The organism is Lentzea atacamensis, from assembly GCF_003269295.1.
GTDB classification, from domain to species: domain Bacteria; phylum Actinomycetota; class Actinomycetes; order Mycobacteriales; family Pseudonocardiaceae; genus Lentzea; species Lentzea atacamensis.
The window spans coordinates 245,313-265,735 of the sequence record NZ_QLTT01000010.1 but is presented as its reverse complement, the minus strand read 5'-3'; the positions used below and the strand labels follow the sequence as shown (position 1 = coordinate 265,735).

Genomic DNA, 20,423 nt, shown 5'->3' with positions numbered 1-20,423 from the left:
GGCCCGCAATTTTTTCAGGTAGGCGTTCTCCGCCGACAAGCGCAGGTTCTCTGCCCGCAACCGCTCCAGCTCGCTGAGCCCGGACGGGTCCGGGGCAGCGGCGGGACGGCCTTCGGCTTGGGCCGCAACGCTTCCTCACCGTCACGCCGATACGACCTGACCCAGCCCTCGACCAGCTTGGGCGAGGACAGGTCGTACTCGCGCGCCAGCTCGAGCGCGGACACCCCACCGTCGACGAACCGGCGCACGACCTCGAGCTTGAACTCGAACGTGAACGACCGCTTGCCCGGTTTCATCATCAGCGCTCCCGCGCCTCGCAGCCTCCACCGATCACGCAAGCGTTGTACCGCGGTCTCCGACACCCCCAACCGGGTCGACACGGCCTTCTCCCCCTACCTGGCCTCGAACAACGCGACAGCAGCCTCCCGCTGCCACTCAGACAACGAACTTCGTGGATGCAACGAACCGCTCCCCAGAGAGTCGGAACTGGATTCCCAGTCCAACTTCCGGGGAGCGGTTCATCTGTGGCCGCCCTCTCTCGTTGCTCTTTTCGGGTGTTTTGGCAGGTAGAGTGCCTTCCTGCAATGCGCACTCTCCTCATCGACAACTACGACTCGTTCACGTTCAACCTCTTCCATCACCTCGCTGAGGTGAACGGTGTCGAGCCCGTGGTCGTCCACAACGACGACCCGCGCTTTCGGCTTGCCTCGCTGCGTTCGTTCGACAACGTGGTGATCTCGCCGGGACCCGGCCGGCCGGGCAACCCCGCGGACTTCGGCATCTGCCGCGCGGTGATCGACCACGCCGAGATCCCCTTGCTGGGCGTGTGTTTGGGTCATCAGGGGCTGTGCCTGTCCTACGGCGCTGTTGTCGGCCCTGCGCCCGTGCCGCGTCATGGGATCGTTTCCCCGATCACCCACACGGGCGTCGACGTGTTCGCCGGGTTGCCCTCGCCGTTGGACGTCGTGCGGTACCACTCGCTGGCGGTCACGGATCTGCCTTCCACTTTGGAGGCCATCGCGTGGAGCGGCGACTCCGTGCTGATGGGTGTGCGCGCTCTCGACCGGCCCGCGTGGGGCGTGCAGTTCCACCCCGAGTCGATTTGCACCGATTTCGGCCGCGAGATGCTCGCGAACTTCGGCGCGCTGACGCCGGCGCGGACCGCCGCCATACCGGAACCGGTGCTGGTTCGTCCAGAGCCTCAGAAGCGCACTGTGCACGTCCGGCGGCTCGACGTGGCCGTAAACGCGGAGGAAGCGTTCGCGGCGCTCTACGGGGCCTCTGAGACCGCGTTCTGGCTGGACAGTGGGCCTCGCGGGCGTTTCTCGTTCATGGGGGATGCTTCGGGCCCTCTCGCGCGTGTTGCGCAGTACTCCGTGCCGGATCAGGTGCTCACGGTCGATGGCGTGCGCCTGCCCTGCCCGTCTTTCTTCTCGTGGATGGACGACGACATCGCGGCGCGAGGCGTCGAACAGCCGGACGTGCCGTTCGACTTCGCACTCGGGTGGGTCGGATATCTCGGCTACGAGCTGAAGGCGGAGTGCGGCGGCGACTACGCCCATCGCGCGGAACAGCCAGACGCGTCGCTCATGTTCGCTGACCGTGCGGTGGTCATCGATCACGTTGATGAACGCGTCTATTTGCTGTCGCTGACCGATGACGCGTGGTTTGGCGAGGTTTCGGCCGCTCTGGCCGATCTGCGGCCGTTGGGGGAACCTGCGCAGCCCGTCGTGTCAGCGGTGACGTTGCGCCATCCGCGCGCGCACTACCTGAAGCTGATCAGCGCGTGCCAGGAAGCGATCACGGCGGGGGAGACCTACGAGGCGTGCCTGACGAACATGATGTCGTGGCGTGGCTCGATCAACCCGTGGGACACTTATCGGCTGCTTCGCGCCGCAAATCCCGTTCCGTTCGGAGCGTTGCTACGTTTCGGTGAACTCTCCGTGCTCAGCACGTCACCCGAACGATTTATCCGGGTTGACAGACATGGTGTGGCCGAGTCTTCGCCGATCAAGGGCACACGCCCCCGAGGTGTTGATGCGCGTGACGACGAGATGTTGCGCACAACACTGGCCCGTTCGGTCAAGGACCGGGCGGAGAACCTGATGATCGTGGACCTCGTCCGCAACGATCTCGGCACGTGCGCGGAAGTCGGTTCGGTGGAGGTGACGCGGTTGTTCGACGTCGAGACCTACGCGACCGTGCACCAATTGGTGAGCACCGTGCGGGCACGCCTTCGGCCGGACAGTTCTGCCGTCCGATGTGTTCAGGCGGCGTTTCCCGGTGGATCGATGACCGGCGCCCCGAAGATCCGGACCATGCAGATCCTTGATGGGTTGGAAGCCGGTCCACGCGGGGTGTACTCGGGAGCGCTCGGTTACTTCTCGCTCAACGGCGCCGCCGACTTCAGCATCGTCATCCGAACGCTCGTCGCGAACGGCGACCGGCTCAGTTTCGGCGTCGGCGGAGCAGTCATCTCGCTGTCGGACCCCGACGAGGAATTCGAGGAGACAGCGGTCAAGGCCACTGCGGTGTCACGCCTGTTCGGAGCGCACTTTCCCGGTCGTTGATCCCACGTTCCGGGGGATGGTGTGAACGAACCGGGTTGTACTCACCCCTGATGGTTAACACGTCGGCCGGTAGCCCGGCCGACGTGTGGAAACCTCGCGTGTTCGCGCAGGTCAGGAAGCGTGCGCTTCCTGGAACTGCACAACCAGGTTCTGCGGAATGCGACCGCGGTCCGAGATCTGGTGCCCCTGCGCGCGAGCCCAGTCACGAATACGCTGCGCCTCAGCCTTGTCACTGGCCTTCACCGTGGACTTGCCGGTGCCCTTGCGCTGCTTGCGGCCACCCGCACGACGAGCCTTGGCGACGAAGTCCGCCAGCGACTCGCGAAGCCGCTCCGCATTTCCCTTCGACAGGTCGATGGCGTACTCGACACCGTCAAGTGCGAAGGTCACGGTCTCGTCGGCTTCTCCGCCGTCGAGGTCGTCGATGAGTTGGACGACGGTCTGCTGTGCCACTGTTCCTCCGTTGGGTACTCACATAGCACGCGGATCCTCGACGTAACCACGTGCTCCGACAACACCATAGTCCACACGAGGAAAAACGGCGAACCTTTCGCCGCTAAAATGTGACCCCAACCGCCCGGTCGGGGCATTTACCCGGTAAACCACACGGGTGTTATGGGTCCAAAATGTGCAGCTAGTCGTCTCACTTCGGCCCGTTGCTGGGCTTGCCGGACGCTTCACCATTCCCGCTGACGGAGCAGCGTTGCACATAACGCACCCCATCCGGTCCAGGTATCCTCGACATACCCGCCAGGGGTAGGGAAGGTCAGGAGCGATGCACGGGTACACCGCGGACAAGGACGCATACCTCAAGCGACTGCGCCGCATCGAGGGACAGATCCGCGGCCTGCAGCGCATGGTCGAGAACGACGAATACTGCATCGACGTCCTGACCCAGATTGCCGCCGCCACGAAGGCCCTCCAGGCGGTGTCGCTCGGGTTGCTCGACGAGCACTTGAAGCATTGTGTCGCCCAGGCAGCCGCAGAAGGCGGCCCCGTGGCCGAGGAGAAGCTCGCAGAGGCCTCAGCAGCCATCGGGCGGCTCGTGAAGTCATAGCGGCCCCGCGCGTAACTCACTGGCGTGATCCGCTAGAGTTCACACAGCTACGCCCCCGTAGCCCAATCGGCAGAGGCAGCGGACTCAAAATCCGTCCAGTGTGCGTTCGAGTCGCACCGGGGGCACGTACAACGTCCACACAGGAGCCCGTGACCATGCTGGTCACGGGCTTCTGTGGGTCTTGGGACATTTCGTCGATCCTTTCCGCAGCTCCGGCGATGGCGGTGAGCCGGTCGGCCGGCAGTTTGATGGTCAGAGTCACGTAGTTGCTGTCCGGATGTAGCCGGATGGTCAGCTGGGTGGTGTCGAACAGCTTCCGCAACAGCTTCTCGGGTGCCATGGCCAGGTCGATCCGTAGCTGTGGGAGCGCGTCGATCAGGTTGACGTCCTCTTCGCTGGGCTTGGTCGGCTCGGCCTCGTCGACGGCGTCGAGGTCCGTGACCGTGGCCAGGGCGGCCTGCTTCTCGGTTTCGAGGTCGTTGTAGCTCTGGCGTAGTCCTCGGCTGAACGGGTCATCAGGATCACCGCTCTGAGCCTGACGCAGGATGGTGTCCTGGCGGCGAGCGATATCGGCAATGCTGCGCTGCAGTCGCTCTCGCTGGGCCTGGCGTTCCTGCGTTTGCCGGTCGTCGACTGTGGCGAGCTCGGCGGCGAGGATGGCTCGGCGATGTGGGCCGAAGACCCTGTCAGCGTAGAACGCGGCAATCGCGTCGAGCAGCTTGCTCTCGCGGATGTAGACCGTCTTGGCGTGGTCGGGGTAGTTGTCGGGGCGGCCGCGGTTGTTGTTGCGCGGCCAGCACAGGTAGTAGGCGCGCTCACCGCGCTGGCTGCCGAACATCCGGCGCCCACAGGAGTCGAACACCATGCCGCGCAACACGTAGGTGCGCGCGGTAGCTGGATGGGTGTTCAACTCGTTGCCGTCGCGTGAGCCTCGCTTGACCTGCCTGCGTGCGTTGAGCTCGTCGAACATCCACTTCGGAATCAGCGGTTCGTGCGCGGGCTCGGTGGACCACACCCACTTGACCGGGTCGTTGATCTTGCCGCGTCGAGAGCGGGAGGCACGACGGTTGAACACCTGGTAGCCGGTGTACTTGGGGTTGCGCAGGATCTCGTAGACGCTGGTCTTGCCCCAGGCGCCGCGTGCCCGGACCTTGCCGGGCGGTTCGGGCGGCGGGTACTTGGCGGGGTCGGCATTCAGGCGGTCGGCGATGGTGTCGTAGCCGAGGCCTTCGTGAAAGCGCCACGCGGCGATCTGCGTGACAGTCTCGCCCTGGAGACCGTCGGGCTCGAGCCGTGTCTTGGTCTGTCCCTTGGCGGCCTTGGTGGGATTGGGATGGCGGTAGACCTTGGCCTTGTAGCCGTACGGCGGTTTGCCAATGTTCCAGCCTTCTCGCACGTGCGTGCATAGCCCACCCCAAGACTGTTCGAGGGTGTTGAGCACCTCGTACTCGGCCACTGACTGGTTGATCCGCCGCTGCAGAATTCGCTGCGCTCGACTCCCGGCCAGTGTGATCGGTTCGTTGGAGGCGAACAGCGGGACCTCGACTCGTTCCAACTCCCGTTCGATCGAGAGGCCCTCGAAGGTTCGGCGGGCGACTCGCGAGACGCTCTCGCAGATCACGACATCGAACCGGCGGCCTGGATGAGTGGCTTCGTCGAGCAGGTCGGTGACCCCGCCGTCACGAGCGATCGGGATGTCGTAGCGCTCGTAGTTCTCGCCACGGCCGCGCTGGTCGAGTTCCATGCGGCCGGACTCGACGTCGTAGAAGTGCGCGACGATCACCCACGACTCAGGGATGGCGGCCTTGCAGTTTCCGAGCTGCCGCAACATGGACTGGCGCGGATCCTGCTGGTCGTCCGTGGACGTTCGAGCAAGGAAGGCGACTCGGACTTCGTTGCGCAGCAAGGCTGTCGGCATGCCGAGCGGCGAGACCGCGTAGTCCGACAACCCTGACGGCCCGGACGGCACCACAGTGAGCGCCGCGGGGAACCGTGCGGCCAGTGCCGGTGCGGGCGGGTCTATTTCGGGGTTGTTCGGCGTGTTCATGCAGCCTCCCGTTCGTCGGGCTGTTCAGCGCGTTCCTGGGTCATGGCCCAGTCGAGGAGGTCGTGGATCACGGCGTTCAGCTCGCCGTGCAAACGATCGCCTTCGGCGCCACTCACGTAGCGCACGTGACCGGAGAAAGTCCAGTTCTTCGTGCGCTTTCCTGTCCCATCATACCGCCATACGACCTGGTCAGGGACGTCATGGGGCGGGATTTCGATGTCACCATCGGGTGCTTTTCGAGGCAGCGGAACAACAATCGCCTCGTCGTGCGGTTGGGGGTCCATCGGAGGCACCTCCAGATGCCCGTGAGCACGCTCCTGGTGCGCGTGAGGTCGCGGGCGGTTGTTCGGCAGGCCAGGTTGTGGCGTCGAACAGCAGAGCCAGCTGGTGGGCCTCGACTCCCCGACTGCACTGCGGCACCCGTCGGGGCCGGCGATCACCGGCTGTGTGTTGCGCTCCAGACGTTGTTGCCCTTGGTGCAGCGAGACAATCGGCGAGACCGGCTGAGACGAGCGAGACCAGGTGTCTCGCTGCCGTCTCGGCGTTGTCTCGCTGTCTCGTTGCTGGTCTCACCGAGGCGAGACAGGCGGACGTTCGACGCGAGTCCGGAACATGTTGTGGGAAAAGAACTTCAGGAGAACGAAGGTACGAGACCTAGATCGCATTTTCCTGGTTGGTGAGCCACTGCGCGATGAGTGTGGCCAGGGCGGTGACGGCGAGGTCGTATTGCTGGGCGGTCATCGGCTCAGTGGCGATCCGCTCCACGTACCAGGTGTCCTGTATGGCTGACCGTTTGGGACGGCGTGGGTACTTGGTGGCTCCATCGCCGTCGTGCTGGTGGTCATGTTCGGTGTGGTCGGGCGTGTGCTGGGGCATGGTGCACCTCGGTGTCCGCGAGCTCGCTTGACGGCCGACTGGCGTAGCAGCCGTCGGGCCAGTGGTTGCTGGCCAGCTGAAACTCTTCTCTGTCCAACCGAGACATCAGGCGAGACCTCTCGACCGTTGCGAGACTGGGTTCTCGCCGGTCTCGCTATCTCGTCTCGGGCCATCTCCGCGTCTCGGTGTGGACCGGCGCGGCCGTCGTTCTCGCCGTAACGTCAGTGTCGTTCACCTCCTCCGGGCAACCGATCCGCACGAACTCTCTTGGGACGAGAGGGTTTCAGGCGGACCAGCGTGTCCGAAGTGGCCGCTTCGCTCCCGGCGGTGCCAGGTCTGTCGGCACGCGGTACACATCGTCATCGTCCGCGTCGCCGTAGAGCGTCACGTCGTCGAGATCGTCATCGTCGTCCCCATAGCCTGCGGGGTGAGCTGGTTCAGGCTGGGGTGTGTTGATGAGGCGCGACATCTCCCGGTCGTTCGAGTCGAACGCCGCCTCGTTGAGCGGCTGGCTGGCGTTCGAGGCGCGGTGCGCGACCGAGGGGCCACGTTGCGGCAGCTCGGCCAACCTGTGCCGGCGTGGCACGCTGTCGCCGCCCGCCGGCGTCCACAGGCCCCAGACCGGCCCCGCCGGACCGTCGGTGTTCCTGAAAGTGTTGCCGTCGCGGGCCGCGGTGGCGATCACGAACCCAGGATCGCCACCTGGGAGGGCGCGGCGCAGCGCTACCCGCAAGGCGTGCTCGCGCCGGGCGGAGTGCACGGAGAACAGCAGAACGCCGAAGGCGCCGGTTGGGAAGGCGGCGTAGTCGTCGAGTTTGCTCGTGACCTTCGCCAGGGACTCGGTGCCGGTGTCGTGTTCGAGGAAGAACCGCACTGTCCGCCCGTGCTCTTCCCAGCAGCCGTAGCCGTCCGGGCGCAGCCGGGCGTCCCGGCCACCGCCCAGGTACTTCCAGAAGAACTCGGTGCAGCGGTGTTCGGACCACCACTGCGTCAGCCCGCTCACCTCATCGCTCCGGCCCGCCTCGCGCAGCCGGGCCGGATTGCGGCGGGCTGCCAGCGCACAGAAGAAGTCGTTCACTCCGAGCTGGTGATCCAGCTTGGGCCACAGGGCGAGCCGTTCCAGGCTCTCGGTGTACGCCTTCGGCGAGGGCGGTTTCTCCGCGCGCTGCGCCGCGATCACCCGCGCGCCGAGGTAGCCCAGCGCGAATCGGGTCTGGCTCGTTCCGCCGCGCAAATAGGACTCACGGAACGCGAACACCATGCCCAACTCGCGCAGGTGCCGCAACCGGTCCTGCGCGCGCCGCACCGACAGGAACTCGATCGCGGCGATCTGGTTCGTGGTCAGCACCTTGTGCTCGGCCAGCAACACCAGCAGGCGTCGGTCCCGATCGACCAGCCGGAACCACAGGCCCGCGTCTGGTTCCCCGGCCCGCCGGCCGCCGCGCCCCGCGCGCCCCCGATGTGTGGATGGGTGAGGATCACTCCCCAGTCGGCCTTCCGCCCGCTCCCGTCGGTACCACCGCTGACCAGCAGGTTTATTAGCAGTCGCCTCGGCGGGTGGGGTGGCGGATTCAGAACGCCAAGGCTGCGCCAACCCAGACGTGGAACCAAACGCTAACCCATCCGCACCGACCACGCCTCGACCGACAGCGCGGTCAGCACCGTCCACCATGATCACCACCGCTTTCCGTCCGGAGCGGCCAGGTTCTCCCTGGCACCCCTCAACTCCGGATTTCGGGGCTGTTTTTGACAGCAGTGATCAGGATGTGATTCACCTGTTATCGCGCTGTGGCCTGTCTGGCTCGCGTAAGCGGTGATCACGACCGGTTGTCCCTTCCATCGTGGGGCAAGCTCGTGCACCACTCAACTGTCGATTTTCGGGTCGACTTCGGACATGAGGCGGCCAACCGAGACCGCTCTGTCACCTGCTCTGCCTGCCGCCGCTCGATGCCTGCTGCGCTATCGGCGCAAGCGGAGGGCGTCCGATTTGGCGCGTTGCGCGGCGGTGAGGCCGGGTTCGTCGAGTCGAGGCCGCTGGAGCGGATCGGTCACGCGTCCCGCTGCCTGCAGTGTCGTCCGTCGGTGCGATCTTCGCGGGAATGTGGCTGGTAACGCTCTGCTGATGGATGTTCGACTGGCAGTATGTCGCCCGGTCACGCACCGTGGAGAGCCGGTGCACAGGCAAGGGGTGGTCACAGGGTGTCGGGGGAGATCGTGTGTTCGTTCGCGGCGCTGGACGTGCTTGGCGAGGCGTTGCGGATCACTGTGCGGAGGTTCCCGTTCGCCATCCCGCATCATGGCGCGACACGGGAAGACCGGATCCGGCTGGTCGAGGCCGTGCATCAGGACCTCGTCGCCCGCGGGCTGGTCCGAGGTGGGGAGTTCGTGCCGGAGCTGGTGGAGGCGTTGCACGTGTTCGCCCGCGGGCACCTGATGGTCGCGCTGATGGGCACCGCTGGTGAGGCCCAGCCCGTGGCGCTCGCCGTGACCGATGACCGCACGGGCGTGGTTGCTGAGCAGCAGGGGGAGACGGTCGTGTTCCGGCTGTGCCAGCCCGACGCGATCGTGCCCGGTCTGGTGCGTCTACTGCCCCCGATGCGTTCCGGTCCGGGCGTCTCAGTCACCGTGACCGATACCTCGGCACCAGCACGACGGCGGGTGGAGGAGGACTTCTCCGAAATGACGTTCCGCACCCAGGTGAAGGCCACCGGTCCCTCGCCGGCCGGACGGCGGGCCGCGGCCGAGGACATCCTGCGCCGTCCACGCCTGGGCGCTGGGTACTTCTCGGTCTCCGCGCGTGGCCGTAACGGGCGTGAAACCGAACTAGGAACGATCAACTATCTAGACACCGACGCCGGGCGGTATGCAGTGATTCCGACCACCGCTCCGGACGGTCGGCTCGCGGCCACCTACACGCCTGCTGACCAGACCACTCTCGACCGGCACCTGAACCGGATCATCGACTCACACCAGTAACCCCGTGGAACCAGCGACGTGTGCGGTGCGTCGGATCCGGCGGACACGGCCGCCACTAGTTGTTACCGTGAGACGACTCAGCGTGGAAGAGGGGATCGATCATGCCGGAGGCGTTCTTCGCCGGGATGAAGGGCCTCAGCGACTCGGTGGCCGCCTTCTCGGCCTCGGTCGCCGACGGTGTCGGTGTCAACGAACACGGCGGCCAGGCCCTGATCAAGGCCATCGACAAGCTGTACGAGGGCGTGACAAATGCCCTCGCGAAGGCAGACCGCATCAGTCAGGAGCCACCGCTAGGGACGACGCCCGCCGCGCAGGTCTACAAGCCATTCCTGGCCAGCATCGCCACTGACCCAGCCCAGGGCTTCATCACCGCCGCGACGAAGTTCAAGCAGGAACTGGAGCAGATGCGCTCCGACGTCGAGAAGGCGATGGCTACCTACCAGACCGCAGACCAGGACGCCAAGCAAGGCATCGCCAAAGCCGGTGGCTCCACTCTCTCCACCTGACCTACCAGGGAAGCAACACGTGAACACTCGGATCGTCCTGACAGGCCTGGCCGCCGCTGTGCTGCTCGCTGTCTCCGCGTGCACCGGATCAACTCCGGGTGATCCCAAGCCAACCCCGGATACCGGTAGCTCCACCTTCAGTGAAGGCACGACGAGTTCGCCGACCTCGACGAAGGCAACCGGTTCGTTGGCTGACACTGATCCCTGCAGCCTGCTCACCAGGAGCGAAGCGGAGCAGGTAATGGGACCGCTGAACGCGGAACCAACTCCGGAGAAGGTCGGCTCCGCGAAGGGCTGCGCATTCAAACCGAAGCTCGCGAGCCTCTCGGTTGATATTCGGACAAATGTGGGCTTGACCGGCGTGCAGGCACCTGGAGAGGTGACTGATGTGACGATCGGTCGGCACCAGGCCAAGAAGTTCGTGGCGGCTGGTGGCAGCTGCATCGTCGCTGTGGGCGTGACGTCATCGTCACGGGTCGACGTCACCCTGAACGGTCAAGGTGATCCCTGTCCGCGCGCGTTGAAGATCGCTGAGTTGGTCGAGCCGAAATTGCCGTAGCGGGTGCTGTCAGGAGAGGGGTTGCGGGGGATGAACGAGGGAGCGCCGGGCAGACCGTCCGATGTGTACTCGCGGTACGGCGTGCAGCGCCACGCCGAGGTACAGACCGGCCAGCAGGTCCAGGAGCGGGTCACCGCCGAGGTGCAGGAGCGGTACGGCCCGTTCCTGGGGGTGGTGATGCAGCTGGTCGAGGCGCCGAACCGGGTGAACGACGTGCTGGATGCGCAGGCGGCACAGCTCAAGGGGCAGGTGCTGACGCGGTCGGCTCCCGCACAGCCGGATGCGCACTACATCGGCATCCCGCACCAGCAGCTGCACGAATCGGTCAACAACGGGGTCGATCCTGGCGCGATCGGTGAGATCGCCGACGTGTGGACGCAGATCGGCAACGAGCTGGCCACGTTCAACGACAACGTCGCCACGGCGATCGGCAGCAGCGAGGCCGACTGGACCGGCAAGGCCGGTGACGGTGCCCGGCAGGCGCTGGCCAACATGGGCAACCGCGCCGGCGAGACCGGCACCGCCGCACAGCTCGCGGGGACGTTGTTCACCCAGCAGGCGCGAGCACTGGCCGACGCGAAGAACAACGTGCCGCCACCGCCCGCGCAGCCCTTCGATCCGGCGGCGTCGCGGGAGCGGCTGATGTCGATCACCGACCCTATCCAGTTCGTGCAGCAGGCGGCGGCGGACCAGGCGGCGTTCCAGAAGCAGCAGGCCGATCATGAGCAGGCCGCGCGGGCGGTGGAGACCTACGACCGCACGGTGGCGCAGACCGCTGCGGCTCAGCCCGCGTTCGCGCCCGAGCCCCCGGCGCCGCCGAAGGAACCGGCCGATCCCGGCAGGCCGCCGATCGCACCGAACCCTGGCTTCACCGGTCAAGGCAGCACACCGACCTCGCGGGTCGGCAATGACACGACGAACACGTCTTGGACGGCGCCGCCGACGGTCGGTACTGGCACGACGAACACCAGCGGCCTGAACAACAACCTTGGTGGCAACGGGCTGAACCAGGGCAACCAGGGCGGCAACAGCCAGCTCGGTAACAGCAACCTCAATGTGGTCGGACCGTTGCCCGGCAATCCCGGCGGCAAGGACCGCCTGGGTGGTACGGGCGGCCGGACCGGTGGTGGACCGGGCGGGCGCAGCGTAGTGGGCAGCGGCCGTGTGTCCGGCGGTACGGGCGGCGGCCGTGTGCCAGGCGCTGCCGGTCTCGGCAATCCCAACGCCGCCAAGGGGTTCGGGCCTGGCGGGTCGGCCGGTGTCATGGCTGGTAACGAGGGAACCGCGACTCGCGGCGGCGCGTCGTCTGCCGGTGCTGCCGGACGTGGTGGTGCGGGTGCCGGTGCGATGGGTGGCATGGGAACTGGTGCAGCCAAGGGGCAGGGCGGCGAGGACATCGAGCGGAACACTCCCTCGTATCTGATCAACGAGGACAACGGCAACGAGATCGTGGGTGATCTGGGCTTGGTGACGCCCCCGGTGATCGGCGAGTGAACCGCCGACGGCACCACCTCACCAGCCGTGAGCTGGCCGAGGTACGGAGAGCTTTCGTGATCGCTGTGCACGAGGAGGATGCGTGACGTTCGCGGTACAGCCGGAGGCACTGTGTGGCTATGCGCAGCTGCTCAACGGTCAGGTCCACGAGGTCGAGGCGATGCGCACCTACGAGCGCAACGAGATCGACGCGAAGATCGGTTGGGGCGGACTGCTCACGCTGCTCGGGGACGTCTACCCGACGATGGTGTCCGAGCTCAACGAGTCGTTGAACAAGGTCAGCCGTCTGCTGGACGATTCGCGCAGCGCGTTGTCGAGCACCGCGGCCATGTACGAGTCGACCGATCGCGACTCCGCCCTGCAGCTGGACTCGACCATGCAGGGCAAGGAACGCGGTGACGTCCTCCCGCCGGATCAACGCGAGGCCGCGGCACCGTTCGCGCCGCGCCGCGTGCCCAGCGGCAGGCTGTCGCCACCGGGCGAGTACTCCGGGCAGTTCCGCTGGCAGATGGACATCCTGGACGCGGTGGGGCTGAGCATCACGGCGTTCGTGCGGCAGGCGATCGTGTCACTGTCCGGGTGGGATCCGTTCGAACCGGTCATGCGGGACTGGACCGGTGACTGGGCGAAGATCCGCTCGGTCGCGGACGCCTGGCACAGCATGCGCCACGGGTTCGAAGACCTCTCGGTGAACGTCGTGCAGGCCGCACAGGACCTCTCACACGAGTGGCACGGCAACGCTGCGGGCGCATGCCTTACCTACCTGCAGCACTTTTCCGAGTCCCTGCACGGGCAGGCGGAGTTCTGCCGGTTCGTGCGGGACAAGCTGGTCGAGGCCGCGGACGGCGCCGCCGACATGTACAAGGCGGCGTCGGGGCTGATGAGTTCGGCGATCGACTGGGCGATCACCGCCGCGATCGCTGCGGGCGTCGGCACGGCGACCGTCGAGTTCTACGGCGCCGGGATCGCCGGTTGGGTGCTGGCCGGTATCGCGATCGAGCGCCTGACCGCCAGGCTCGCCGAGGTCGCGAACATCATCAGCAACTTCAAGAACGTGCTCGAGGGCCTGGTCGGATTGTTGAAGAACATCCACGGCACGTCGTTCGACGGCTACCAGATCCGCCGCCTGCCCCTTGAGCCCTACACCGCGCCGAGGTGACCATCGTGGACGACTTCCAAGCCGACCTCCGCCGCGCTGTCCTGACGACGCTGGCTGGTGATCAGAGTTCGCCCGCCCTCGCTCGGCTGGCTCGCGACGTGCTCGGCGGCGCCACTGACTTGCGTCGGGCCTTGGGTGAGGCGAGCGGGCAGGATTTCGAAGGCGCCTTGTACGGGCGGATGGAGCAGGCCGGTGAGGCGCTGCGCAACGCTGATCCGTCCGAGCTGGCCGCTCTCAAACAGGCGGTGACGGACGCCTACGAGAACAAGTCCTCCGCCCCGGAGGCCACGCCGCAGCCGCCGAGCAGGCCGCCGTCCCGCTTGCTCGACGACGACGGTGACTTCAGCGACGAAACCTATCGGCGCCGATGAACCAGCCGAGTTGGTTGCCACGCAAGCAGAAGTGGCCGGTCTACTTCGTCGTGGTGCTCGCCGTCGTGGTGCTGGCAGGGGCCGTGCTCCGGCTGGTGCTCGGCGGCGGTGAGCAGGAACGGCAGCAGTCGCTGGACGAGCGGCTCCGGTCGGTGTGCGAGCGCGATCCAGCGCCCGCTGAGGTTCGCGCGCTCGTGGGTGACGTCGTCGGCAGGTATCAGGACGGCAAGGGATGTATCTGGCGCGAGGGTGCCACGAGCCGCCAGCTCGTGGCACGTCGCGTGTCGATGTCGCTGGACCAGTGGACCCGCTCGCTGGGACGCACCGACCTGACCACCCGCAGCCCTAAGGACGTGGACATCAGGGTCGTGCGCAGCTCCGCGCACTGCACCGCGGCGTTCGACAACACCGCAGGCGGGATCGTCGAGGTGGAGACCCCAACGGAGCTGGACCCCGATTGCCGGAAGACCGCCGCCGCGGCGGCCCCAATCGCCGACGCGATCCGGTAACACGTGAGCTACCCGATCTTCATTCCCTCGTCCGAGCCGGAGCCCCGCTGGGTGTGGGTTTCCGCGTAGCGAGCCGTCGAGATCCGTTCGGGCGGTCGACGACTCGGCATCAGCCTCCTGCTCAGCACACTGCTCGCCGTAGCGGGGGTCATGGTGCTGGCACTGCAGCTGTTCGGTTCGGACCGGTGGGCGGGCTGGTGCGCAGCCGGCGTCGCAGGACTCGTTTACGCGTCCAGCCCGCTGATCTCGTCGCTCGGTGTGTGGGGAAGTTCGCTGGACTACATCGAAGGTGAGTACCTCAATATGGTCGGCGCTCAGATCGTCCGGCGACTGCTGGGCGGCATGTGGGGATTCTCGATCTTCCTGACCATGCCGCTGCTGCTCGTCTTCACCTTCGTCGCCACACGCCTCCCACTCCCCCAGGGCATCCTCGCTCTGATGCTGGCGGTAGCGCCGGTCACCATCACGGGGATCGCCTTCTTCAAGGGACGCAAGCTGTTTCGCGATCCCCTGACACCAGGCGGAGTCAGCCGATGACACTACGCCTGCAACGAGACCTCAGCTCGATCATCTAAGCCAGCGGCGGGAACGGCTCGGTCAAACGCATTTCCGCAGTAGCCGCGTGGCCGTCAGCGGGCTGAAAGGTCTCATACAGGCGCATGATCAACGCGGTTGACTCCGCTTCGTCCAGGCTCTGCTCCTCGAGTGCGCGGACGACCGTCTCATAGCCGTCGATCGCGTCCTTCGCCTCGGCAAGGAGGCTCGAGTTCTCGGTCTCGACCCACACCAGAGACTCGTACTTGGCGAAGGTCAGCTGGGTGAACGGCCCGGCCAGCCCCGCATGCGCGCCGTGAGCCGCGGGCACGATCCGGATCCTGACGTTCGGTCGGTTCGCCATGAACAACAGGTGTAGCAGCTGTGCGGCGTGGACCTCGGCGCCGCCGACTCGCAGGTGCAGCGCGAACTCGTGGAGGAAGAACGTGCATTTCACGTTGCGCTGGACCGAGGACTGCATCGCCAGCTGCGCCTGCACGCGCTCCGCCAGCTCGTCGGCCGGCGCGGTCGAGGATGCCCGTAGCACCTCACGCAGGTAGTCGGTTGTCTGCAGAAACAGCGGCACCAGGTGCGTGTGCCAGCTGACCAGTGTCTTGGCCACCTTCAGGTGCTCGACGACCGTGCGCAGGCGGATGGGCGAGCACCTGCCGTGCTGCTGCCACCAACCCCGGATGTGGGTCTCGGCGTAGAGCGTCAACAGGTGGATGAGTTCCTCGGCGTTGACGCGGCAGACACCCAGCAGCACGGCGACCTCGAGCTGGGTGGCGCCGCCCTTGCCGTTCACCACGTCCGAGACCTTGGCCTCGTCCCAGTCCACGATCTCAGCAGCAGCACGCGACGTGAGCCCCGCACCCGCGATGGCCGCTCGCAGCCCAACGCCGAACTCACGACCACGCGCGGTAGAGAACCGCTTTGGCACGGCTACCTCCCCGCCCGATCGGCAACCAGTTGCAGGTGGCGCTGCTGCTCTCCAGAGCCGTTGCCCGGCAAGGGATCCCGAAGCCGTAGCGAAGCGTGACTGAGCCGACGAGCGGACTCCTCCTCGGATCGGACAACGCCGTCGAGCGCGACCAGCGCACGCTCGTACGGCTCGCGTTCGGCCGCGGACTCAAGCCAGGTGTCCCCGCCGTGCAGAGTGTGCAGGAGGACGACGTCATCGAAACGCTTCTCGACGAACCGCATCATCGTGAACGACACGCCTTGGCCGAAGTACGGCCCCGCGTCACCGTCCACAACTCGGAACTCGAACCCTGGCAGTTCGCTCAGCTCCTCCAAGCGCTCCAGCTGGTCGCCCATCACCCGCGCGCCACCGACGCTGCCGTTGAGCCGCGACTCGGGCACGACCAGCCGCACATGCAATCGTCGCGGGCTGCCCGGTCGCGCGGCTTCCGGAGTATCCATTCCCAGGCGTTTGAGAACCTCTTGCTGAAGCGCGAGGTCAAGCTCGGTTGCGACGGCCCCGGACTCCAAGAGGGCCACGTGGTAGGAGTCGACGCGCACCAGCTCAGGCAGCACGTCGTCCACCACGATCACCAGTTCGCTCGCTTCGGCCATGACCTCCCACGGGGTCCACGTCAGCCGTGCCCACGCGTCACCGTTGATCCGATCCCACATAGTGGGGTCGACAGCGCGTTGTGCCACGCGAACGCAGAGCTCGACTTCCTCGTCGGACGCGCCGCACGCGGCGCCGATCGCCACGACTTCGAGCGCAGACATGCGCACAACGGCCCTGCAGAGCTGCGACAGCTTGGCGGCCGAGAAGCCGACCAGCTCACCCAGCTCCTTCAGAGACCAACCGCGTTTCGTCCGCCAGCCCAGCACGGTCCGGCTCAACGCCCGGACTTCCAGGCTTGCTCTTCCGGCGACCAGATCCAGCGCCATGTGTCATCAACCCGTTCTTGATCCGTACTTCGAGGTTCACGTCTGGTGGTGTTGAGTCGCCGACGGCCGTTGCGTCAGACCTGTCTGCTGACGCCACTGCCAATCGCAGCGTGGGCACTCGCTCCACAACCCGTCCGGGTACTTCGGCGGCGGCTTCTCCGGAACCACAACCTCAGCGCCGCACAACGCCTCTCCGCAGGAACCAGGAGCCGCCAGCGTCCGCGGAATCGCATGTCGCGCGCCGAGGTACGGCAGCCAGCAGAAGGGGCGGGGCGGCGTAAGACCGCTCACCGCGACGACTTTGCGCTCCGGCGGTGTCGTTTCCGGTAGGGAGCACATGCGATCACCTCGCCTGGAGGACCGCGTGCACCACGGTCGCGAAGTCAGGAACCGGCGCACCTGGCTCGGAGATCCACCGCAGCCGGTGCGGTCCGAACCGGCTGGGCGGCAGATCGACGCACCGCCCTGCCCGGACGTGATCAACGCCCAGTTCGGTTAGCTCCGGCAGAGTAGGACCGGCGTGCGACACGACGAGGAACACCCAGCGCACGCCATGGTCGTCAGATGACTCAAACAGCGGTACCGAGTCCCCCAGGGCGGTGCGGACGCGCTCTCCGAGCTTGCTGGGCATGTCCAGCGCGTCGACCCCGCGGCCGGACACCAGCCACACACCTGTGCGGTACATGCCGACCGTCCAGCCGTGGTCGTCCTGATAGGACTGTGCGGCAGCCTCGAACTCGGTCTGCGGTCCCTCTCGGACGCCGATGCCGAGACGAGTTGCGTTGCGGGGCACGGACATAGTCACCTCACGATCGCGGGGAGGAGAAGACAGGGAGCCAGCCGCGATATCGGCGGTGGCAGCTCGTCCAAGCCGTCCAGCACCTCGGTGAGCGTGCCCATCGCCAGCCAGCACGCCCGCAGACGACCGCCAACGACCATCGACTCGGCGAGGAACCGCCCGGCCTGGGCGTCGGTGTCCGATCTGACGCGCAGCACGTCGAGCCACTGACCGTGGCAGAACGAATAGATCAGCTCCACCAGCTCAGGCGGTGGATCGGGCGACCGGACCGGATCGAAGGACCAGCCCCGCACCTGGTGCAGATGCCGCAGGCGCCGCATCTGCGTGACCACCTCAAGAGCACAGGCGTTCACAGCTCGGCCCTCGTCAGGGCGTGGCGGCCGTGGCCGGCGGGATGAAACAGAGCGATCTGGGCTTGTAGGAACACCCGGCACGGCACCCGACGCCGTCGCCACCACCGGCCAGCGCGGCGACACTGGCGGCAAAGTCCGTTCTCGTCCGGGGCGTGCCCCCAAACAGCGCGTCGAAGGCGTCAACGATCAGCGGCAGCTCACTGCGAGCGATGACCAGCGCGGCATCGTCGCCGCCGTCCGCGGCCACGTTCTTCACGGTCGCCAGATAACTCGTCACCCTGCGGTGCAGCTCGTCGAACACCACGTCCATCACCCGACACCCCTTCCGTCGAGCCCTGGGTGCCCTTACTGGGCACTTCTGCTTGGGCCGACGGGACTGCGCGGGCGCTTCACCACCACGCGACGGCCCAAGCCCCGTGCAAGGGGCCAGCAGTCCCGCCGACACATGCAAGATATAACGTGCAGTCGCACGATAGACATAGCCCGATCGGGTCTAACTCGTGCAACTGCACGACTTATTCCCGCGCTAGGCTCATTGCATGGCAGCCGCACCAACTCGAGCCAAGAAGCGTCTCGGCCAGCACCTCGCGACCCTCCGCGACGCAGCCGGCAAGTCACTGCTGCAGGCAGCGAAGGAACTCAAGACCTCCGACAGCACCATCAGCCGGTACGAGTCGGGACACGTGCTGCCGAACTGGGCGAGCGTTACCGCCCTGTGCGCGTTCTACGACGCCGGCGAGCAGGACCGCGACACCGCGGCCCAGTTGTGGGAGAACGCGAGCGACGAGCCTCCGCGCGTGCGCCTGCCTGCGGGCTCGACGAAGGCCTTCCGCACGTTCATCCGTGCCGAACTCGAAGCCGACAAGGTGCGCACCGTTCAGTCGTTGGTCGTGCCCGGCCTGATCCAGGTGAAGTCCTACGCTCGCGCCATTGAGGCGGCCGCTCACCGGTTCTACAGGCAGGATGTGCGGCTCGACAGCCACGTCAACACGCGTCTCAACCGGCAGAAAAGGCTTGAAAACGGCGAACTGCAGCTTCACGCGCTGATCGACGAAGCCGTCATCGAGCGCGAGGTGGGCGGTCCAGACGTGATGGAGGAGCAGCTTCACCACCTGCTGACCGTGGGCGCACGAGCGAACGTCACCTTGCAGATCATCCCCAAGACCGCTGGCGCTTACGGCAGTATGTCCGGGCCGTGCACGATCATCAGCTTCCCGAGTCCGGTCGATCCGCCGGGCGTCTACCTGGAATACCCGGCCGGAGGCGCATGGGTGGACAATGAAGCTGACGTAGTCCGCTTCACCACCATGTTCGACGACGTGAGCCTCGTTGCGTTGTCGCCCACCGAGACGGCAGCGCGCATCGGCCGACAGATAGGGGCGCTCGGCAGACAATGAGCAGCAACTCCATGTGGCGCAAGAGCAGCTACTCGGGAGGAGGCGGCAACGAGTGCGTGGAACTCGCCGTTAGTACCGATGACGTCGGTGTCCGCGACTCCAAGAACCCAGATGCGGAACCGTTGCGGTTCCAGCGCACGGCATTCTGCAGCTTCCTTGACGACCTTAAGGGCAGAACAAGCTATCCGCAGTAGCAGCAAGTGCTGGATGGTCGGCTCACGGGCTGTCCATCCAGCACTTCGTCCCAATGCTCGCCGTCAGGCTCACATGGCAGCAGGCGGAAGATGCGCCCGCCAATGCGGTGATGTGACTAGCAGGGCAGAAGTGAGTCGGTGGAAGAGATCCGGATGCCAAGGGCTGGCTCAGGAAGCCGTACGTTGTGCAGGGCTCACGCTCCCGCTCCACGAAGTCGTCGCAGCCCCTCAGTTTCGCGGTGACCGCGGCCGTCCAGTGGTGCAGCGATGACCGTCACGGCCGGAGCATCGCGACCTGCCGCCCGTACCGTCTCCTTCAGGGCGGGAAACGCGTCAGGCAACACCATCACGCGTTCGACATTGAGCTTCACTGCATTCACCCAAACGTGACATTGGGCTCCATCGTCTACGAGCAGGTGGAGATTTGAACGGCGCGGCAACCCGAGTTCAGTCACGGCTTGGGCGACGTAGTTGTCGATCAGAACCGCTGGCGCACGTGACCAGGCTTGTAGGGCAAGGCGGTCGGGTGCACGGACTGCGACCTTGAAGCCAGCGGTGTTCAGGGCTACGGCTTCACGCAGCCCGGCACGGGTGGTGATCAGGAGGGCTGAGGTTGAAACGAACATCGTGAACTCCAAGAACTTGCAGCAAAGTGATCATTCAGCTTTGCATTTGAGGACACTTCAACTGCAACCGCGGAATGCCCTCCCGCATTCAAAAACGGCATACCCGGACGCTTGCAAGAGCGAACACAGGGGTGTTACGGGATCGACCATTAGAACCTCTCGATCAGGCTGGCTTGCCCGTGACAAGGCTACTTGGTCTGCAGCTAGCGCTCTGGTCAGCGGCGACACCCTGTGGATAACTTGCGATCTTGAAGTTGGCCTGGAGGAGGCTGATCAGCGCCTGCGGGGACTTGTGAGCTGGCAGCCATCTTCGATGGCGAACCTGCCCGAGAGTTGGCCGGTGCATCGAAGTAGGTGGCGGGATGGTTGGCTGTCCGTGGAGCCATCAGAGGCATGGCGAGCTGCGGCCAGGCCGCACTCACTCCTGAAGGGTGAGCGCGGCCTGGAGTAGCGCGTTTGCCTAAGTCAGCACGGAACACTCCATGCGGTGCCCC

25 protein-coding genes, 1 tRNA gene and 1 pseudogene are annotated in these 20,423 nt (G+C 66.0%); 14 read left to right on the top strand and 13 right to left on the bottom strand.

Going from position 1 to position 20,423, the window contains the following annotated elements; translation table 11 throughout:
* Positions 1-14 precede the first annotated feature (14 nt).
* Complete coding sequence (locus tag C8D87_RS48265) at positions 15-299, bottom strand: helix-turn-helix domain-containing protein (protein WP_112230434.1); 285 nt, start codon at positions 297-299, stop codon at positions 15-17.
* A 285-nt stretch (positions 300-584) separates the two neighbouring features.
* Here C8D87_RS48265 and pabB point away from each other — a divergent pair, with 285 nt between their 5' ends.
* Positions 585-2,570, top strand: coding sequence for an aminodeoxychorismate synthase component I (gene pabB / locus C8D87_RS36510; protein ID WP_112230432.1), 1,986 nt, complete (start codon positions 585-587; stop codon positions 2,568-2,570).
* Positions 2,571-2,681: 111 nt separating this feature from the next.
* Here the strand turns inward: pabB and C8D87_RS36505 are convergent, their stop codons facing one another.
* On the bottom strand, positions 2,682-3,023 hold the full coding sequence (locus C8D87_RS36505; protein WP_030466676.1) for a histone-like nucleoid-structuring protein Lsr2: 342 nt from the start codon (positions 3,021-3,023) through the stop codon (positions 2,682-2,684).
* A 322-nt stretch (positions 3,024-3,345) separates the two neighbouring features.
* On the opposite strand from C8D87_RS36505, the gene C8D87_RS36500 reads away from it, so the two are divergent.
* Both C8D87_RS36500 and C8D87_RS36495 read left to right on the top strand, forming a co-directional pair.
* On the top strand, positions 3,346-3,627 hold the full coding sequence (locus C8D87_RS36500) for a metal-sensitive transcriptional regulator (RefSeq protein WP_109633365.1): 282 nt from the start codon (positions 3,346-3,348) through the stop codon (positions 3,625-3,627).
* A gap of 51 nt (positions 3,628-3,678) precedes the next feature.
* Positions 3,679-3,752, top strand: a tRNA-Leu gene (locus C8D87_RS36495).
* A gap of 827 nt (positions 3,753-4,579) precedes the next feature.
* Here C8D87_RS36495 and C8D87_RS49320 read toward each other — a convergent pair.
* Positions 4,580-5,371: pseudogene (locus C8D87_RS49320) on the bottom strand (recombinase family protein); the annotation flags it as partial.
* On the opposite strand from C8D87_RS49320, the gene C8D87_RS47230 reads away from it, so the two are divergent.
* Positions 5,270-5,581, top strand: a complete 312-nt coding sequence (locus C8D87_RS47230) for a hypothetical protein (RefSeq protein ID WP_215732592.1) — start codon at positions 5,270-5,272, stop codon at positions 5,579-5,581. The pseudogene C8D87_RS49320 and the gene C8D87_RS47230 sit on opposite strands and share 102 nt — an antisense overlap.
* A gap of 89 nt (positions 5,582-5,670) precedes the next feature.
* On the opposite strand, the gene C8D87_RS45420 is transcribed toward C8D87_RS47230, so the two are convergent.
* The 3 genes from C8D87_RS45420 to C8D87_RS36480 form a co-directional block, all read right to left on the bottom strand.
* The gene (locus C8D87_RS45420; protein WP_146771975.1) at positions 5,671-5,958 is read right to left on the bottom strand and encodes a hypothetical protein; all 288 of its coding nucleotides are present in this window, start codon (positions 5,956-5,958) and stop codon (positions 5,671-5,673) included.
* A 370-nt stretch (positions 5,959-6,328) separates the two neighbouring features.
* Positions 6,329-6,550, bottom strand: coding sequence for a hypothetical protein (locus C8D87_RS36485; protein ID WP_112230430.1), 222 nt, complete (start codon positions 6,548-6,550; stop codon positions 6,329-6,331).
* A 283-nt stretch (positions 6,551-6,833) separates the two neighbouring features.
* Positions 6,834-8,222, bottom strand: a complete 1,389-nt coding sequence (locus C8D87_RS36480) for a replication-relaxation family protein (RefSeq protein ID WP_233442469.1) — start codon at positions 8,220-8,222, stop codon at positions 6,834-6,836.
* Between the two features lie 527 nt (positions 8,223-8,749).
* Between C8D87_RS36480 and C8D87_RS36475 the strand changes: the two genes are divergently transcribed.
* The 8 genes from C8D87_RS36475 (at position 8,750) to C8D87_RS36445 (ending at position 14,661) form a co-directional block, all read left to right on the top strand.
* Positions 8,750-9,526: an ESX secretion-associated protein EspG gene (locus tag C8D87_RS36475; protein WP_170166720.1), complete on the top strand. Its 777-nt coding sequence runs from the start codon at positions 8,750-8,752 to the stop codon at positions 9,524-9,526.
* 101 nt (positions 9,527-9,627) lie between these two features.
* Positions 9,628-10,032 (top strand): hypothetical protein, encoded by a 405-nt coding sequence (locus tag C8D87_RS46430; protein WP_170166719.1) that lies wholly within the window; start codon positions 9,628-9,630, stop codon positions 10,030-10,032.
* A 19-nt stretch (positions 10,033-10,051) separates the two neighbouring features.
* Positions 10,052-10,591 carry a DUF3558 domain-containing protein gene (locus tag C8D87_RS36470; RefSeq protein WP_170166718.1) on the top strand — a complete coding sequence of 180 codons (540 nt, stop codon included), beginning with the start codon at positions 10,052-10,054 and terminating at the stop codon, positions 10,589-10,591.
* A gap of 30 nt (positions 10,592-10,621) precedes the next feature.
* Positions 10,622-12,085 carry a hypothetical protein gene (locus tag C8D87_RS36465; RefSeq protein WP_146771974.1) on the top strand — a complete coding sequence of 488 codons (1,464 nt, stop codon included), beginning with the start codon at positions 10,622-10,624 and terminating at the stop codon, positions 12,083-12,085.
* Positions 12,086-12,167: 82 nt separating this feature from the next.
* Positions 12,168-13,244, top strand: a complete 1,077-nt coding sequence (locus C8D87_RS36460) for a hypothetical protein (protein ID WP_112230422.1) — start codon at positions 12,168-12,170, stop codon at positions 13,242-13,244.
* The gene (locus tag C8D87_RS36455) at positions 13,241-13,615 is read left to right on the top strand and encodes a hypothetical protein (RefSeq protein WP_112230420.1); all 375 of its coding nucleotides are present in this window, start codon (positions 13,241-13,243) and stop codon (positions 13,613-13,615) included. The genes C8D87_RS36460 and C8D87_RS36455 overlap by 4 nt, the downstream gene beginning before the upstream one ends.
* A complete protein-coding gene (locus tag C8D87_RS36450) occupies positions 13,612-14,124 on the top strand; it encodes a hypothetical protein (RefSeq protein WP_112230418.1) in 513 nt (170 codons plus the stop codon). The genes C8D87_RS36455 and C8D87_RS36450 overlap by 4 nt, the downstream gene beginning before the upstream one ends.
* A 150-nt stretch (positions 14,125-14,274) precedes the next feature.
* Positions 14,275-14,661, top strand: a complete 387-nt coding sequence (locus C8D87_RS36445) for a hypothetical protein (RefSeq protein ID WP_112230416.1) — start codon at positions 14,275-14,277, stop codon at positions 14,659-14,661.
* 34 nt (positions 14,662-14,695) lie between these two features.
* Here the strand turns inward: C8D87_RS36445 and C8D87_RS36440 are convergent, their stop codons facing one another.
* From C8D87_RS36440 to C8D87_RS36415, 6 genes are read right to left on the bottom strand one after another with little or no spacing between them, the layout of a single operon-like run.
* The gene (locus C8D87_RS36440; RefSeq protein ID WP_146771973.1) at positions 14,696-15,598 is read right to left on the bottom strand and encodes a DUF5753 domain-containing protein; all 903 of its coding nucleotides are present in this window, start codon (positions 15,596-15,598) and stop codon (positions 14,696-14,698) included.
* A gap of 2 nt (positions 15,599-15,600) precedes the next feature.
* Entirely contained in the window at positions 15,601-16,560 is a 960-nt protein-coding gene (locus C8D87_RS36435; RefSeq protein ID WP_112230412.1) for a Scr1 family TA system antitoxin-like transcriptional regulator, read from the bottom strand.
* A 36-nt stretch (positions 16,561-16,596) separates the two neighbouring features.
* The gene (locus tag C8D87_RS49315) at positions 16,597-16,899 is read right to left on the bottom strand and encodes a zinc finger protein (protein WP_112230410.1); all 303 of its coding nucleotides are present in this window, start codon (positions 16,897-16,899) and stop codon (positions 16,597-16,599) included.
* Positions 16,900-16,903: 4 nt separating this feature from the next.
* Entirely contained in the window at positions 16,904-17,353 is a 450-nt protein-coding gene (locus C8D87_RS36425; RefSeq protein ID WP_146771972.1) for a hypothetical protein, read from the bottom strand.
* An 8-nt stretch (positions 17,354-17,361) separates the two neighbouring features.
* Entirely contained in the window at positions 17,362-17,691 is a 330-nt protein-coding gene (locus C8D87_RS36420) for a hypothetical protein (protein ID WP_112230406.1), read from the bottom strand.
* 34 nt (positions 17,692-17,725) lie between these two features.
* Positions 17,726-18,022, bottom strand: coding sequence for a hypothetical protein (locus tag C8D87_RS36415; protein WP_112230404.1), 297 nt, complete (start codon positions 18,020-18,022; stop codon positions 17,726-17,728).
* A 229-nt stretch (positions 18,023-18,251) separates the two neighbouring features.
* Here C8D87_RS36415 and C8D87_RS36410 point away from each other — a divergent pair, with 229 nt between their 5' ends.
* Both C8D87_RS36410 and C8D87_RS36405 read left to right on the top strand, forming a co-directional pair.
* Positions 18,252-19,109 (top strand): helix-turn-helix domain-containing protein, encoded by an 858-nt coding sequence (locus tag C8D87_RS36410; RefSeq protein WP_112230402.1) that lies wholly within the window; start codon positions 18,252-18,254, stop codon positions 19,107-19,109.
* On the top strand, positions 19,106-19,303 hold the full coding sequence (locus C8D87_RS36405; protein ID WP_112230400.1) for a DUF397 domain-containing protein: 198 nt from the start codon (positions 19,106-19,108) through the stop codon (positions 19,301-19,303). The genes C8D87_RS36410 and C8D87_RS36405 overlap by 4 nt, the downstream gene beginning before the upstream one ends.
* A gap of 194 nt (positions 19,304-19,497) precedes the next feature.
* On the opposite strand, the gene C8D87_RS45415 is transcribed toward C8D87_RS36405, so the two are convergent.
* Positions 19,498-19,941, bottom strand: coding sequence for a CpaE-like family protein (locus tag C8D87_RS45415; RefSeq protein WP_146771971.1), 444 nt, complete (start codon positions 19,939-19,941; stop codon positions 19,498-19,500).
* Positions 19,942-20,423: the final 482 nt, after the last annotated feature.